Source organism: Leclercia adecarboxylata (genome assembly GCF_006171285.1).
Lineage (GTDB): Bacteria > Pseudomonadota > Gammaproteobacteria > Enterobacterales > Enterobacteriaceae > Enterobacter > Enterobacter barmai.
Genome location: NZ_CP040889.1, coordinates 2,257,360 through 2,273,656, shown reverse-complemented (window position 1 = coordinate 2,273,656; position 16,297 = coordinate 2,257,360). Strand labels below are relative to the sequence as shown.

Sequence of the window (16,297 nt, the reverse complement as noted above, 5' to 3'; positions counted from 1 at the left end):
CTTACGCCTGAGGCTTCTCCCCGTTTTCGTCCTGGTCGACCGCAAAGCAGGCTACCAGTTGTCCGCCGTAGTCTTTTAACTGCGGTTGCAGCTGGGTGCACGGCCCAAAGCGACGACGGCAGCGGGCGTTGAAGGCACAACCCGGCGGCGGATTAAGCGGGCTTGGCAGCTCGCCGGTCAGCTTAATGCGCTCCAGACGTGCATCCGGGTTCAGACGTGGCGTCGCAGAGAGCAACGCCTGCGTATACGGATGGCGCGGGTTATTAAAGATCTGATCCTTGGTTCCCTTCTCCACGCAGCGGCCCAGATACATCACCATCACTTCATCCGCAATGTGTTCCACCACCGACAGGTCGTGAGAGATGAAGACGTACGACAGACCTAAATCCTGCTGCAGATCCATCATCAGGTTCAGCACCTGCGCACGGACGGAAACGTCCAGCGCGGAGACCGGTTCATCGGCGATCACCACGTCCGGGTCGAGCATCAGACCACGGGCGATAGCGATACGCTGACGCTGGCCGCCGGAGAACATATGCGGATAGCGATCGTAGTGCTCGGTCTTGAGCCCCACCTTGGCCATCATCGCCAGCGCCTTCTCGCGACGCTGCTCTTTGCTCAGCGTAGAGTTGATCTGCAGTGGCTCCTCCAGAATCTGCCCCACCTTTTTACGCGGGTTCAGCGAACCATACGGGTTCTGGAACACAATCTGGATTTTCTGGCGACGCAGTTTCTGCGCGTTAGGATCGTGCTTGAGCAGATCCTGCCCCTGATAGTAAAGCTCGCCCCCAGTCGGGGTTTCAATCATGGTCAGCAGACGGCCCAGCGTGGATTTCCCACAGCCGGACTCCCCCACCACCGCCAGCGTTTTACCGCGCTCGAGGGTAAAGGAGACGCCATCCAGCGCTTTCACCAGGCGCTCAGGGGCAAACATCCCCTTCTTCACCGGATAGTGTTTTTTCAGATCGATAGCCTGCAACAGCGGCTGTTGCATGGTGGCCTCTTGCGTACTCATAGTGTGGGCCTCCCGGCATCATCGAGTGGGTAGTGACATTTAGACTGACGACCGTCGCTGAGCGTATAGAGATCCGGCTCATCGGTGCGGCATTTGTCCGTGGCATACGGGCAACGCGGGTTCAGCAGACAGCCGGTCGGGCGGTCGTATTTCCCCGGTACCACGCCCGGCAGTGACGCCAGACGCGCCTTATCCTGGGCAAACTCCGGCAAGGCACGCAGCAGCGCCTGGGTATAGGGGTGACGCGGCGCGCGGAAGATATCGTGCGAACTGCCGGTTTCCACTACCTGCCCGGCATACATCACGATGATCTTATGCGCCGCTTCGGCCACTAACGCCAGGTCATGGGTGATCAGGATCAGCGCCATGTTCTCTTTCTGCTGTAACTCCAGCAGCAGCTCGATGATCTGTGCCTGAATGGTCACGTCCAGCGCGGTTGTCGGTTCATCGGCAATCAGCAGTTTTGGACGGCAGGCGATCGCCATAGCGATCATCACACGCTGGCTCATCCCGCCGGAGAGCTGGTGCGGATAGACATCCAGACGCGAGGCCGGGTCAGGAATACCCACCTGGTTCAGCAGGTCGATCGCCCGCTGGCGACGGGTTTTCTTGTTACCGCCCTGATGCACCTTGATCGCTTCCATGATCTGGAAGCCGACGGTGTAGCACGGATTAAGGCTGGTCATCGGATCCTGGAAGATCATCGCCACTTCGGCGCCGACCAGATTGCGGCGCTCTTTTTCAGAAATGCGCTTCAGATCCTGCCCGTTAAATTCCAGGTTTTCCGCCATCACGCGGCCGGGAAAATCAATCAGTCCCATGATAGCCAATGAGCTCACCGACTTACCGGAACCAGACTCACCAACAATGCCGACCACTTCACCCTGATTTACGCTGTAGCTAACACGGTCTACGGCGCGAAACTCGGAGCCTACGTCACCGAAGTGCACCGATAATTTATCTACATTTAATAACGCCATCTCGTGCCTCTTACTGCTTCAGTTTGGGATCAAGTGCATCACGCAGACCATCACCCATCAGGTTAAATGCCAGCACCGTCAGCAGGATCGCCAGACCCGGGAAGGTCACGACCCACCAGGCGCTTTGCGCGAACTGCAACACGTCGGAGAGCATGGTGCCCCACTCCGGTGTTGGCGGCTGCGCACCCATGCCAAGGAAGCCAAGAGCGGCCATATCGAGAATGGCGTTAGAGAAACCGAGCGACGCCTGGACAATCAGCGGCGCAAGGCAGTTAGGAAGAATGTTGACGAACATCTGGCGCATCGCACCGGCACCCGCCACGCGAGACGCGGTGACGTAGTCGCGGTTCACTTCCACCAGCACCGCCGCACGGGTTAATCGCACGTAGTGTGGGAGCGCAACGAACGTCAGGGCGAGCGCGGCGTTGCCGATTGACGGGCCGAAGATCGCCACCAGCACCAGCGCCAGCAGCAAGCTTGGCAGGGCCAGCATGATGTCGACAACACGCATAATGGTGTTATCAATCAGGCCGCCAAAGTAACCGGCGATCAGGCCCAGCACCACGCCGAGGATCAGCGAGAGTACCACCACCAGACAGCCAACCAGCAGTGACAAACGTGCACCGTACATCAGACGGGAGAGCACGTCGCGGCCCACGTCGTCGGTCCCCAGCAGGTGGGCAAATGTTCCACCCTCCTGCCAGGCTGGCGGGGCCAGCAGCACGTCGCGGAACTGATCCGCCGGGTTATACGGCGCCAGCACGTTCGCAAACACCGCAATCAAAATCATGATGGAAACGTAAACCAGCCCCACCACTGCGCCTTTGTTGCGCTTGAAGTAGTGCCAGAACTCCTGCAGCGGCGTCATTGGCACCGGTGCAGCTTTATTTGCAGTAACTTGTGACATGATGGCCCCTTACTTCTTATGACGAATACGCGGGTTCACCACGCCGTACAGCAAATCGACCAGCAGGTTAACGAGGATAATCATCGTCGCCACCAGCAGCACACCGCCCTGCACAACCGGATAGTCACGGCGCTGCAGTGCGTCAATCAGCCAGCGACCCAGGCCCGGCCAGGAGAAAATAGTTTCGGTCAGGATCGCCCCTGCCAGCAGCGTACCCACCTGCAGGCCGATAACCGTTACCACCGGCAGCATGGCGTTACGCAGCGCATGGACGATAATCACGCGCATGCGGGTCAGCCCTTTGGCGCGGGCAGTACGGATATAATCCTCGCCCAGCACTTCCAGCATCGACGAACGGGTCATACGCACGATAACCGCCAGCGGGATTGTCCCGAGCACCATCGCAGGCAGGATCATGTGCGCCAGCGCATCAATAAAGTTGCCCTCTTCGCCCCAGATAGCCGTGTCGATCAGCATAAAGCCGGTCAGCGGGTTGGTGTCATCAAGGAAGACCATATCGCTGACGCGCCCTGAGACCGGAGTCAGGTTCAACTGCACCGATACCAGCATGATCAGCATCATGCCCCACCAGAAGATAGGCATGGAGTAACCGGTCAGCGCCAGGCCAACGGCGGTGTGATCAAAGATAGAGCCACGTTTTACTGCAGCCAGCACGCCCACCGGGATACCCACGGCGACGGCAAAAATCATGGCGCAGACACCGAGTTCCAGCGTCGCTTTAAATCGTGGTACGAACTCTTCCCACACCGGAAGACGGCTTTTCAGCGAGATACCTAAATCACCATGCATCACACCCCAGATATAGTGGAGATACTGCTGCCACATCGGCTTATCCAGCCCCAGTTCGGCCAACAGCTGTGCATGACGTTCAGGAGAAATGCCACGCTCGCCCGCCATAATCATTACCGGGTCACCGGGGATCATATGGACAAAAGCGAAGGTGAGAAGGGTGATACCGATAAACGTGGGGATAACAAGTCCCAGACGTCGGAGGATGAACTGCAACATAACCCGGATTCTCTCTAATGACGCTCGCCGGAAGGCGTGACGTCTGTATTGCTCACAAATCTTATTCCCTCCCCTTTCAGAGAGGGAATAAAGCACTGCTGCCGGGTGGCGCTACGCTTACCCGGCCTACATGCCGTAGGCCAGTGCAAGCGCAGCGCCGCCTGGCGTTGCTTTTAATTATTCAACAGAGACGTTTTCGAAGTGGTGTTTACCCAGTGGGTCAACCACGTAGCCTTTAACTTCTTTACGCACTGGCTCATATACGGTGGAGTGAGCCACGATCAGCGCCGGAGCCTGGTCATGCATCACAACCTGAGCCTGTTTGTACAGCTCGATACGCTTGTTGTGATCTTCTGCAGCACGTGCCGGCTGAATCAGGTCTTCAAACGGCTTGTAGCACCAGCGAGAGTAGTTAGAACCGTCTTTCGCCGCGGCGCAGCTGAACAGGGTTGCGAAGAAGTTATCCGGATCCCCGTTGTCACCGGTCCAGCCCATCATCACAGCCTGGTGTTCACCGGCTTTAGCACGCTTCAGGTACTCGCCCCACTCGTAGGTCACGATCTTGGCCTGGACGCCGATCTTAGCCCAGTCAGCCTGAACCATCTCGGCCATACGGCGAGCGTTCGGGTTGTATGGACGCTGGACTGGCATTGCCCACAGCTCAACGGTGAAGCCTTTATCCTGGCCTGCTTCTTTCAGCAGCGCTTTCGCTTTCTCAACGTCATAGGTGTAATCCTTAACGTCGTCGTTGTAGCCCCACATGGTTGGTGGGATCAGGTTCTTGGCAGCAACGCCAGCGCCCTGGTAAACCGCTTTAATGATCGCTTCTTTGTTCACCGCGTAGGTCAGCGCCTGACGCACTTTCACGTCATCAAACGGTTTCTTCTCGGTGTTGAAGGAGAGATAGCCAACGTTCAGACCCGCCTGCTCCAGCAGGTTGATGTTTTTGTCCTGCTTCATGCGCGCGATGTCTGCCGGGTTCGGGTACGGCATAACCTGGCATTCGTTCTTCTGCAGCTTGGCGTAACGCACGGAGGCGTCAGGCGTGATGGAGAAGACCAGACGGTCGATCTGCGGCTTGGTGCCCCAGTAGCCTTCGAACGCTTTGTACAGGATGCGGGAGTCTTTCTGGTACTGCAACAGCTGGAACGGACCGGTACCGATTGGGTTCAGGTCAACTTTTTCCGGGGTGCCGGCTTTCAGCATGTTGTCCGCATACTCTTTAGAGAGAATAGAGGCGAAGTCCATGGCCAGGTCAGCCAGGAATGGCGCTTCCGGACGGGTCAGCACGAACTGAACGGTTTTGTCGTCCACTTTTTTGATTTCGCTGATCAGATCCGGCAGACCCATACCTTCGAAGTACTCATAGCTGCCGCCGGAGACTTTGTGGTACGGGTTCTGGGCATTTTTCTGGCGGTCGAAGGAGAACACCACGTCGTCTGCATTCAGATCGCGCGTAGGTTTGAATTCTTTGCTGTCCTGCCACTTCACGCCCTGACGCAGGTGGAAGGTATAGGTTTTACCGTCTTCGCTGACTTCCCACTTCTCTGCCAGACCCGGAATAACTTCCGTGGTACCGGTTTTGAATTCAACCAGACGGTTATAGATAGGTACAGAGCTTGCATCGTACGTTGTACCAGAGGTAAAGAGCTGTGGGTTAAAGCCTTCCGGCGAGCCTTCAGAACAGTAGACCAGGGTTTTTGCCTGTACGCTTGCTGCGACAGTCATGGCTACCAGGCTCAGACCAAGCTTCAGCATCCCTGACTTCTTCAAGGAAATACTCATTGTTATTCTGCTCCAATGTGATGTTTTTTGTTGTGTTACTCCGCCTGACCTTTAATTTATTTTTTACCCGGTCCGGTCGGTGCTGCCCTAAGGCGTTATAAGGGATGGAGATTCCTTTCAGAAGAGCGACTGAGTTGCAGCGCAGATCCTCCCTGAATTGCCCCTCGTGCCCTACAATCTGTCAACAGAATGTGAAAACGTCAATACAGGTGACGGGGATTTACGCTAAGTGTGAGAATCGGCAAACAAAGATTAAAAAAACTACCGGGGCGTATTTTCAGCAGGGAAATTTATGCTACCCGCCATGATGCAGCACAACTCTCTGCGCATTCTCCTACAACCAGTGATTAACATTTATCCAACCCGCGTAAATTTTCTTACAGAATGGCGATTATCTGCGCACTAAATGCCGTGAACGTTAAAACGCACAGGGGAAAATGCTGAGGTTATGTATAAGCAACGCGAAAAAAGATCATTCCATATATAAAAAAATACAATGGAATATGTCACATAATCGTTACCAGGCAGAGTGAAACTAAGGTAAAGCGTATTTTGGCTAATTAAGAGAATTAAGTCTTTTGAGGAAGTAATTTCTGCGGGTGATAAATGCAAAAAACCCCGCTCAAAAAGCGGGGTTTTCGAATGTGGTCGGCGAGAGAGGATAACTCGTCACTTCGTGACTCGCCCTTCGGGCCGTTGCTGAAGCAACGTTCTCTCGCTTCGCTCGAGTCGAACCTCCTGCCCCGGAGGTCCTCATCCTCATAACCTTCAGATGCAAAAAACCCCTGCTCAAAGAGCAGGGGTTTCGAATGTGGTCGGCGAGAGAGGATTCGAACCTCCGACCCACTGGTCCCAAACCAGTTGCGCTACCAAGCTGCGCTACTCGCCGAATGCGGAGCGCATCTTACTGCTACGCTGCAACCCCGTCAATCCCTTATTCTGAAAAAGCCATTCGATCGGCTATAAAGTCGCCAGGCCCGTTACTTCGCGGCTTTCGCAGCGCTGTCCGGCACTTTACACCAGTTGTTATTCTCGTTAATCCCACCGTCTGGCGAGGTATAACCGAGGCAACCGAGAATGGTGTCATACAGCTCCACATGACGACGCGCCACTTTCATATCCGCCTGCTCTTTGAGGTGGGCAAACATTTTAGCTTTCTCCGGGTTCTCCAGATACTTGTCAGACATCCATACCATCATCGGGACGCGGAACTGCTCCGGCGGCGCCATCTTGCGCGGCGTACCGTGCAGGTGCTCTTTCTCGTTAATCGACTCACCGTGATCGGCGGCGTAGAAGACAATGGCTTTCTTATCACGCACCTGGTCAATCACGCTGTCGATAAAGTGATCCACATAGGTCACCGAGTTGTCATAGGAGTTAATCAGCTGCTGTTTGCTGCAGTCTTTATCCACACCCTTACACTCCGGCGTCCATTTCGCAAAGCTGCGCGGATAACGCTGGGTATAGTTAAAGTGCGACCCTTTGGTATGCAGGATGATCATATGCTTACCGTCCTGGTTGCCCTGCAGGGAGCGCTGCATCTCGTCGATCAGCAGCATATCGTCCACGCTCTTACCGCGGTTACGCGGCTCAGCGCCAATCTGCTCACGATAGGCGATGTTGTTGGCCATGGTGTTGCTGTAGAACCACATCTCGCTTTGCATCGCGTAGAGGTCGGAGCTAAAGCCCAGCTGGCGCAGCACCGCGAAGACATTCTGCTCTTTCAACGTACGCTGTGGATTATCGCTTGCCCCACCCTCACGCACGAACATGCAGCGCAGCGAGAGCTTGGTGGCGGTATCGCAGGAGTAACCGCGGAAGGCGACGAGGTTTTTCTCCTGCGCCAGCTTCGGCGTAGTATCCCGTTCATAGCCCAGCATACCCATATGATCCCAGCGCGTGGTTTCACCAATAATGAAGATCACATAGGTGTCATCAATATCCGCAGGCGCCTGATAGGTAAATTTCTTCGCCGGGTTCATCAGCGATTTGTTGTCGGACGACTCGTCCACCTGCGCCCAGGCGTATAACCCCAGCGCGGAGATCCAGTTGGACGGCAGATAGGAGTTCGCCACCACGCCGCCGTAGCTCGGCATATCCACGCCGGAGGTACGTTCAACGTTCTTCTGCTGTAAATCCAGCAGGCGGATAGGTCCCCAGACCATCAGTCCCGCCAGGACGACCACCGCGGCGCTTCTGATGCGCTGCCCTGGGGTACGCAGCTGGCGCAACAGCGTATAGCGGCAGCGGTTGTTCCAGATAAGCAGCAGCGGCAGGATGCTGACGCAAACCAGCCAGAGAACAAAGTGGATACCGACCACCTCTTTCGAGAGGTCAATATCCGTGGTCATCACCGAGGCAATAATGCCGTAGCCGATCACCACGTTCATAAAAGTCATGTAATAGCTGGCACCCGCCGAGCACAGCACCACCAGCGTGGCGAGAACGCGCCATATCCGGCGGCCAAACAGCGACAGCAAACGCAGTAAAAAGAAGGTGACCAGCACAGTGGCAACCAGTTCAACGACCGCAGCGATTCCTTTCCAGGCGGTAAAGTCTTGCGCATAACCGTCAAACCGACGGAAAAAAACCGCGCCATTCATAAACAGACCGATGTACAACGCGAGCAAAAAGCTGAGCTTTTGTTGCGTCATCGCTTTGATATATTTCATTAATGCAACCTGGAAAAAGATAATGTAGAGCCGTCTCACTCTTGGTTAAAAAGTGAACAACATATTTCATTGCCTGGGAGTACGTTATAGGAAACGTCTGTAAGCGCGGTAAGTAGACCACAGGGAAAAGAAAAAGTGGCAGCAGAGAATGTGATCCCTGCAAATATTTACAAAAAAACAAGTCCGATGACATACCACCGGCCTGTTTTTTACGGAGTGCAGCGAAAAAAAAAGGCCGGAATATCCGGCCCTTAGAGGGAATTTACTCAGGCATGCGCTTGTTTAAATATTTCGCGCTGCGGTTGGCGAATGGTGGTGGAAAGCGCCAAGGAAAGGATAAGCAGGGCGAATATTACGCAGAAGGTCACATAAAAGCCGCCGAACAGCGAAGCAATAAGCGAACCGCAAATACTGCCGATACCAAAGCCTAAATAAATAACGCCGTAGTTTTTCGCCAGGTTATTAAGGCCGAAGAACTCACTCACCAGCGACGGGAAGACGGTGATGGTGCCGCCAAAGTTAAACGCGACGCAGGCAATAGCCGCAAAGAAGGTCACTTCGTTGAGCGGGGCGAAGAGCAGTGCCGCCATCCCCACCAGCGAAACCACCTGGCCGATAGTAATGACGCGGATTCGGGCAATTTTATCAGACAGGATCCCCAGCACCAGGCGGCCAGAAAGGTTGGCGATAGAGATAATGGTCACCGCGTTGGCCGCTGTTGCCGCGTCCAGTTTTACCATCCCCTGGGCGATATCTTTTGCCACGCCAATCACATACAAACCACTCATGCAGGCGGTCAGGAACATCACTGCCAGCATCCAGTACTGCGGCTTACGCATTGACTGGGCCAGCGTAAAGTCGTTCTCGACCACACCGTTAACGGATTTCACTTCCTGCTGCGGGGCATCTTTCATCAGGGTGGCACCGAACAGGATCATCACCAGCACGATGGCGCCCCAGATCATAAAGGTCTTTTCAAGGCCGACGGTGGCGAGCAAATGGCTGTCGATAAATTTGAAGCCCAGGCTGCCAAGACCGTAAGAACCAATGGCAAAGGCGGAGATCAGCCCTTTACGTTCCGGGAACCATTTCACACAGTTCGACAGGGTTAACAGATAGCCCGCGCCATCCGCCAGCCCTACCAGCACCCCGGCGCTCAGCCACAGCATCATCAGATTGCTGGAGTGCGCGATCAGGAAGAAGCCAACCCCCAGTAAAATCCCGGAGGCCATGGTGACGCGCTTAACGCCGAAGCGCTCCTGTAATTTACCGGCAATGGACGAGGAGAGCGCCAGGCCCAGGCTCAGCAAGCCAAAGGAGAAAGCCACCTGGCTGACCGGTGCATCGAGTTTATCGGAGAGCGCGCTGTTAAACAGGCTCCAGGTGTAGACCGAACCCAGCGCAAACTGGGTCACGATGGTGCCGATAAGGGTCAGCCAGCGAGTGCGGTTGTAAGATGATGTGTTCATGGCAGTTGTCCTGCAGCAGAAGAAAGGGAAATTCACTGCTGACAACGATAACTAAAACCCCAACTTACCAGGGGTAAAACGGCATGAAATGCAGAGGGCGTGGAATGAAATGCCGAAAATCAGGAATGAATGACCTGGACTCCCGTCTGAACCGCACCGGAGAAGGCTAACTTCCGGTGCTGCACAGGTCACTTATGCGCTCAATTCAGAACCTGGCGCTAACGCCGAGGGTATAAAGATAATCTTCGCCGGTGGTCATATTTTCGGCCTGCGACATGGAAGCATAGGCCGCCATATACGGGTTGATCAGCATGTCGGCCCCGACGGTGACATCCATCCAGTTACCATATTGCGTGGACGGTGCCAGGCGTCCCAGGCCGGACTGCATTTTCCACTGATTATCGCCGAACTGCTGGTTATAGCTGATTTGCGCCCAGGGTCGCAGATCGCCCACGCGCGTATCAACGCGCCAGCCGAGCGTACTGACGCTGGCATGCCATAGCGGATCGATTAGCGACTGCGTGTTCACGCTATCGCCAAACTCGTTGTACATATTGGGCGTGGAGCCGTCATAGTGCCAGGCGGCAACCGGTCCGGTGGTAAAACGGCGGGCCACGGGAATACTCCAGCCCACGCTCATGGAGCTGGTCGCTTCCACGGGCGACGCATCTGGTAAATTCAGCGCTAAACCGGACGTATTCTGCGAAGAGAGGATCCGCTCTTTGAGAATGTCCTCATAACGCGGTTGGTGATCGTCGTCCCATGTATAACGCTCAGTGGTATTACTTTTTGTATCCGAAACGATATATTCCTGTTGCCAGGCGTTTGCTGTGTTGCCTGTCAGCAGACAGGCGAGGAAACTCACCAGACCGGTAACGGCATGGCGGCCACTTATTTTTTTTATAATCATCAAAGCGACTCCAGAGAAGAGCCGAATTCGGCGATATTTGTGATTGTATAATTGAGGCCAGGTTGCGACATGAGGGATGTTGCGTATCAGCCTGTATTAACTATTGTCTCTTTAGATGACACGTCAAGCCGGGTCGATTGAAATTTTTGTCATTTCAGTAGCAAAAGGGAGAGAACCGATGCAACGTTGTGGCTGGGTTAGCCAGGATCCGCTTTATATCGCCTATCACGATAAAGAGTGGGGAGTGCCGGAAACTGACGGAAAACATTTATTCGAGATGATCTGTCTCGAGGGCCAGCAGGCCGGTTTATCCTGGATCACCGTGCTTAAAAAGCGGGAAAATTATCGTCAGGCTTTTCACCAGTTCGATCCGGCTCTGGTCGCCGGGATGACAACTGCCGATGTCGACAGGTTAGTGCTGGATGCCGGCATTATTCGCCACCGGGGTAAAATCGAAGCCATTATCGGCAACGCCCGGGCTTATCTGGCAATGGAAGAGAACGGCGAGCGGTTCTCCGATTTTGTCTGGTCCTTTGTTGATAACACCCCGCAGGTGACCCGGGCGGCAACGCTGGCGGAGATCCCTACCTCGACGCCCGCCTCGGACGCCCTCTCTAAGGCGCTGAAAAAGCGCGGCTTCAAGTTCGTCGGCACCACCATCTGTTACTCCTTTATGCAGGCCTGCGGGCTGGTCAACGATCACGTCACCACCTGCCACTGCTACCCGGGAGGTCATACATGATCCGCAAATGGCTCAGCGACGACGTCGAGCCCCTGCTGACGCTCTGGCTGGAGAGCACCACCGTCGCCCATCCGTTTATCGATGCGCAGTACTGGGTAGAGAGCGAGGAGGTGGTGCGAGAAGTTTACCTGCCTTCGGCCGAGACATGGGTATGGGAAGAGGAAGGCGCGCTTCGCGGGTTTATCAGCGTGATGGAGTCAAAGTTCATCGGGGCGCTGTTTGTCGATCCCGCCTGGGCCGGCCAGGGCATCGGGCATGCGCTGATAAACCATGTTCAGCAGCGCCACCCGTATTTAAGCCTTGAGGTCTACCAGAAGAACAATCGGGCGGTGAATTTCTATCATGCTCAGGGCTTTCGCATTGAAGACAGCGCCTGGCAGGAAGATACCCAGCACCCAACCTGGCTTATGAGCTGGCAGGCGGATCAAACGCCGTCAGCGTAAGCGTCGGCCCCTGGTATTTTTCCAGCCACGCCAGCGCGGTATTCCCCGCGCAGCCATTCCCCAGCTTCGAGCTGGGGAGATCTTTGGTCAGCACGTTGACCGCCCCGTTCTTACAAATCCCGTCGTTATCAGGATCCAGGTCTGGCCATGCCCCCTGGTGAATGCAGATCACCCCCGGCTTGATGCCCTCGCTGACCACCGCGCCTGCCAGCACCTGGCCGCGATGGTTCCAGACGCGAACCACGTCGCCGTCGGCAATGCCGCGCGCCTTCGCATCATCCGGGTGCAGCGTCACCGGCTCGCGCCCGGCCACCGCGTACTGCTCGCGCAGGGAAGAGTAGTTAAGCTGGCTGTGCAGACGGTGCGCCGGGTGAGCAGAAAGAATTTGCAGTTGCCCCGGCTCGGCGTTGCCATGCCACTCGTCCGGCTCCAGCCACATCGGGTGAGGCGGACAGTCGGCGTAGCCGAAGCCGGCAATGCGATCTGAATAAATCACGAGTTTGCCGCTCTCGGTTTTAAGCGGATGACTTTCAGGATCGCGACGAAAATCAGCGAAGCGCACGAATTTCGCGTTGTCCTCGGATTCCGGCATTTCGACGATGGCATTGGCCTCCCAGAATTCGGCAAAGGGCGCTAAGGTCACGCCCTGAGCCGCACCGCGCTGCCCGGCAATCTCATAAAACGTTTCCAGCCACTCCAGATCGGTTTTGCCTTCGGTGAAACGCTCGCCGCCGCCCTGCTCCCAGCGTTCGCTCAGCTCGGCAAACACATCAAGATCGTCACGCGCTTCATCGCGCGGGGCCACAACCCGCTTCATCGGCACCATATGCTGGTTGCTGTAGTCCCCGGTCATGGTCATGTCGTTGCGCTCAAACGAGGTGGTGGCCGGCAGCACGATATCGGCATGCTTCGCCGCCGCCGTCCAGAAGCACTCGGAGATGACCACCAGCTCCGGTTTTTGCCAGGCGCGGATCAGGCGGTTGGTGTCCTGATGGTGAGTAAAGTTGGCACCGCCCGCCCACCAGACAAAGCGAATATCCGGGAAATGGCGATCCAGACCGTTGTGCTGATAAAAACCGCCGGGATTTTCCAGGGCTTCAACAATGCGGGCGACCGGGAATTTATCCACCGCGTCGGTACCGCCCTTGACCGAACCCTGCATCGAGGCCAGCACCGCCGCGCGACGCGTCGGGTTACCGCCGTTGGCAAAGTGATACGAAAGCCCAAATCCGCCGCCGGGCGTACCAATCTGGCCGAGCATTGCCGCAAGCGTAACCAGCATCCAGTGTTTCTGCTCGCCAAACTGCTGACGCTGCATGCCCCAGCCGGACATCAGCATCGTGGTGTTATGGTGGAACAACGCCGCCAGTTCTCGAATTTTATCGGCCGGAACGCCACAGATGTCGGCAGCCCATTCGGCGGTTTTGGCGATACCGTCTGTCGCCCCGGTCAGGTAGTCGGCAAACTTTTCATAGCCAGAGGTGCAGCGCGCCAGGAAGGCTTCATCCTGCCAGCCGTTTTCTACCAGCGTATGGGCGATACCGAGCATCATTGCCACATCGGTGCCCATGTGCGGGGCGATCCACTCGGCGCTGTCGCCAAAGAAATCCATGGTTTCGGAGCGCATCGGATCGATGCAGATCAGGCGCTTGCCGCTTTTACGCAGCGCGTCAAAATACGGTATTCCCTGCTCGTCGCTGGCGTTCCACGCAATCTTGAGGGTGTTGAGCGGGTTAGCGCTCCACAGCACCACCACCTCGGCGTGCTCCAGCACCAGCGGCCAGCTGGTCTGCTGCTGATAGACTTCGTTGCCGCCCACCACATACGGCATGATGGCCTGCGCCGCGCCGGTTGAGTAATCCCCCAGATGGCCGGTGTAGCCGCCCGCCAGGCTCATATAGCGCTGAAGCAGGGTGGCCGCTTTGTGCAGCACGCCGTTGGAGCGCCAGCCGTACGAACCGGCGAAAATGGACGATGGACCATAGCTCTGGCGAATGCGTTTATGCTGCGCATCGATAAGCGTCAGCGCCTCGTCCCAGCTGACGCGCACGAATTCATCCTGTCCGCGCACCCCTTGTGGATTATCCGGCGAGGCGAGAAAGCCTTTACGCACCATCGGCCAGCGCACGCGTGTTTTGCTGTGCACCTGGTCGCGCACCGCGGTCTGCAGGGAATTCGGATGCTTTGTCGGCAACGCGCCACGGGAAGAGAGCACCCTGTCGCCGTCGGTATCGACCAGCATGGGCCCCCAGTGGGCTGCAGTCAGAATGGTTTTTGTTGAAGTGGTCACAGCGTGTGCTCCTGGATTGCCGGTTGCAGGTTTTCTCAGCCTTCATTGAGACTGTTTATGATTTGACACAAATTTAAGAGTTATCCCCGGAATTTTCTCCGTAACTGGACGTCATAATCAACCGCCACGCCCGTCGTGGCAAAGAATAAAAAAGCTTAAGGAAAGAAGATGAAAAAAAGCGCACTTATGATTGCCGCCGTAGTGAGCGGCGCCCTGGCTGTTTCAGGCTGCACAACGAACCCTTACACCGGCGAACGCGAAGCGGGTAAATCAGGCATTGGCGCAGGCATCGGCTCCCTGGTGGGCGCAGGTGTTGGCGCGCTCTCCTCCTCGAAGAAAGATCGCGGCAAAGGCGCCCTGATTGGTGCCGCAGCAGGCGCAGCGCTGGGCGGCGGCGCGGGTTATTACATGGACGTGCAGGAAGCGAAGCTGCGCGACAAAATGCAGGGTACCGGCGTAAGCGTGACCCGCAGCGGCGATAACATCATTCTGAACATGCCAAACAACGTTACCTTCGACAGCAGCAGCGCAACGCTGAAACCGGCGGGTGCCAACACCCTGACCGGCGTGGCGATGGTGCTGAAAGAGTACGAAAAAACCGCGGTGAACGTGCTGGGCTATACCGACAGCACCGGCAGCCAGGATCTGAACATGCGTCTCTCCCAGCAGCGTGCTGACGCGGTGGCCAGCTCGCTCATCACCCAGGGCGTGGCGGTGAACCGCATTCGCACCAGCGGCATGGGCCCGGCGAATCCGATCGCCAGCAACAGCACGGCGGAAGGCAAAGCGCAGAACCGCCGCGTTGAGATCACTTTAAGTCCGGTGCAGTAGGTAAAAGCAAAACGGCAACCTGTTTGCCGTTTTTAGTGTTTGCGCCCTCTCCCCGTGGGAGAGGGTCGGGGTGAGGGCATCAGGCCGCACAAACCCCAGGCCCGGTAAGCGTAGCGCCACCGGGCATTTTCGCGCTAAGGTATGCTCAACCAAGGCAAGGAAATCAGCGATGAGCAAATCAACACGGCCCACCATCAGCGACGTAGCGAAAGCCGCAAAAACCGGTAAAACCAGTATTTCCCGTTACCTCAACGGTGAAAAAAACCTGCTTTCCGACGCGCTGCTGGCCCGCATTGAACAGGCTATCGCCGACCTCGACTATCGCCCAAGCCTGATGGCCCGGGGCCTGAAGCGTGGCCGTACCCGCCTGATCGGGCTCATCATCGCCGACATCACCAACCCCTACTCTGTTAACGTCCTCAGCGGCATCGAAGCGGCCTGCCGGGAAAAAGGCTTCACCCCACTGGTATGTAACACCAACAACGAACTCGACCAGGAGCTGCACTACCTCGATCTGCTGCGCAGCTATCAGGTAGAGGGCATCGTGGTTAACGCCGTGGGAATGCGCGAAGAGGGGCTGAACCGCCTGCAACAGTCCGCCCTGCCGATGGTGCTGATTGACCGCAAAATCCCGGACTTCGCCTGTGATGTGGTCGGGCTGGATAATACTCAGGCCGCTACCACCGCCACCGAACACTTGATAGAACAAGGCTTTGAAGCGATTCTGTTCCTGAGCGAGCCGCTGGGAATGGTCAATACCCGCCGCGAACGCCTGAGCGCATTCCGCGCCACCCTCGCCCGCTATGCTGGCGTGGTCGCCGAGAACGTCGAAATCCCGCTTCATGAGTCTGAGCAACTGGACAACGCCCTGCGCCAGTTCCATACCCGCCACCGCGGGATGCGCAAGGCGGTCATCTCCGCCAACGGCGCATTGACGCTGCAGGTTGCCCGATCGCTCAAGCGCATTGGCCTGCACTGGGGCAGCGATATCGGTCTGCTGGGCTTTGACGAGCTGGAGTGGGCCGAGCTGGCCGGTGTCGGCATTACCACCCTCAAACAGCCCACCTGGCAGATTGGCTTCGCCGCCGTCGAGCAGGTCGTGCGCCGGATCAACGGTGCCGATGATGCCGTCCGCGAGCAGGTCTTCTCCGGCGAGCTAATCGTCCGCGGCTCCACGGCCCGTTAACCCCCCTTCGTGATGGCGATCATAAATCCAGCATCCTG

At 56.6% G+C, this 16,297-nt stretch carries 13 protein-coding genes, 1 tRNA gene and 1 other RNA gene; 4 read left to right on the top strand and 11 right to left on the bottom strand.

Annotated features, from left to right (window positions below):
* Position 1: 1 nt before the first annotated feature.
* The 10 genes from dppF to FHN83_RS12620 form a co-directional block, all read right to left on the bottom strand.
* Entirely contained in the window at positions 2-1,015 is a 1,014-nt protein-coding gene (gene dppF, locus FHN83_RS12670) for a dipeptide ABC transporter ATP-binding subunit DppF (RefSeq protein WP_139563971.1), read from the bottom strand.
* Complete coding sequence (gene dppD, locus FHN83_RS12665; RefSeq protein WP_039031126.1) at positions 1,012-1,995, bottom strand: dipeptide ABC transporter ATP-binding protein; 984 nt, start codon at positions 1,993-1,995, stop codon at positions 1,012-1,014. Before dppD ends, dppF begins: the two co-directional genes overlap by 4 nt.
* 10 nt (positions 1,996-2,005) lie before the next feature.
* Positions 2,006-2,902: a dipeptide ABC transporter permease DppC gene (gene dppC / locus FHN83_RS12660; protein WP_139563970.1), complete on the bottom strand. Its 897-nt coding sequence runs from the start codon at positions 2,900-2,902 to the stop codon at positions 2,006-2,008.
* Between the two features lie 9 nt (positions 2,903-2,911).
* Positions 2,912-3,931: a dipeptide ABC transporter permease DppB gene (gene dppB / locus FHN83_RS12655; protein WP_039031128.1), complete on the bottom strand. Its 1,020-nt coding sequence runs from the start codon at positions 3,929-3,931 to the stop codon at positions 2,912-2,914.
* Between the two features lie 177 nt (positions 3,932-4,108).
* On the bottom strand, positions 4,109-5,716 hold the full coding sequence (dppA, locus tag FHN83_RS12645; RefSeq protein WP_039031129.1) for a dipeptide ABC transporter periplasmic-binding protein DppA: 1,608 nt from the start codon (positions 5,714-5,716) through the stop codon (positions 4,109-4,111).
* Positions 5,717-6,361: 645 nt separating this feature from the next.
* Positions 6,362-6,493: non-coding RNA, RtT sRNA (locus FHN83_RS12640), on the bottom strand.
* A 35-nt stretch (positions 6,494-6,528) separates the two neighbouring features.
* Positions 6,529-6,605, bottom strand: a tRNA-Pro gene (locus FHN83_RS12635).
* 91 nt (positions 6,606-6,696) lie between these two features.
* Positions 6,697-8,388, bottom strand: coding sequence for a kdo(2)-lipid A phosphoethanolamine 7''-transferase (gene eptB, locus FHN83_RS12630; RefSeq protein ID WP_039031130.1), 1,692 nt, complete (start codon positions 8,386-8,388; stop codon positions 6,697-6,699).
* A 266-nt stretch (positions 8,389-8,654) separates the two neighbouring features.
* Positions 8,655-9,857 (bottom strand): MFS transporter, encoded by a 1,203-nt coding sequence (locus FHN83_RS12625; protein ID WP_139563969.1) that lies wholly within the window; start codon positions 9,855-9,857, stop codon positions 8,655-8,657.
* A 205-nt stretch (positions 9,858-10,062) separates the two neighbouring features.
* On the bottom strand, positions 10,063-10,767 hold the full coding sequence (locus FHN83_RS12620) for an autotransporter domain-containing protein (protein ID WP_139563968.1): 705 nt from the start codon (positions 10,765-10,767) through the stop codon (positions 10,063-10,065).
* Between the two features lie 178 nt (positions 10,768-10,945).
* On the opposite strand from FHN83_RS12620, the gene tag reads away from it, so the two are divergent.
* Both tag and FHN83_RS12610 read left to right on the top strand, forming a co-directional pair.
* Complete coding sequence (gene tag, locus FHN83_RS12615; protein ID WP_139563967.1) at positions 10,946-11,509, top strand: DNA-3-methyladenine glycosylase I; 564 nt, start codon at positions 10,946-10,948, stop codon at positions 11,507-11,509.
* Complete coding sequence (locus FHN83_RS12610; RefSeq protein ID WP_139563966.1) at positions 11,506-11,952, top strand: N-acetyltransferase; 447 nt, start codon at positions 11,506-11,508, stop codon at positions 11,950-11,952. The genes tag and FHN83_RS12610 overlap by 4 nt, the downstream gene beginning before the upstream one ends.
* On the opposite strand, the gene FHN83_RS12605 is transcribed toward FHN83_RS12610, so the two are convergent.
* A complete protein-coding gene (locus FHN83_RS12605) occupies positions 11,915-14,242 on the bottom strand; it encodes a molybdopterin guanine dinucleotide-containing S/N-oxide reductase (protein WP_139563965.1) in 2,328 nt (775 codons plus the stop codon). The genes FHN83_RS12610 and FHN83_RS12605 overlap by 38 nt on opposite strands.
* 168 nt (positions 14,243-14,410) lie before the next feature.
* Between FHN83_RS12605 and FHN83_RS12600 the strand changes: the two genes are divergently transcribed.
* Together FHN83_RS12600 and FHN83_RS12595 are read left to right on the top strand one after the other, a co-directional pair.
* Complete coding sequence (locus FHN83_RS12600) at positions 14,411-15,073, top strand: OmpA family lipoprotein (protein WP_139563964.1); 663 nt, start codon at positions 14,411-14,413, stop codon at positions 15,071-15,073.
* Positions 15,074-15,242: 169 nt separating this feature from the next.
* Positions 15,243-16,259 carry a LacI family DNA-binding transcriptional regulator gene (locus tag FHN83_RS12595; protein WP_139563963.1) on the top strand — a complete coding sequence of 339 codons (1,017 nt, stop codon included), beginning with the start codon at positions 15,243-15,245 and terminating at the stop codon, positions 16,257-16,259.
* Positions 16,260-16,297 lie beyond the last annotated feature (38 nt).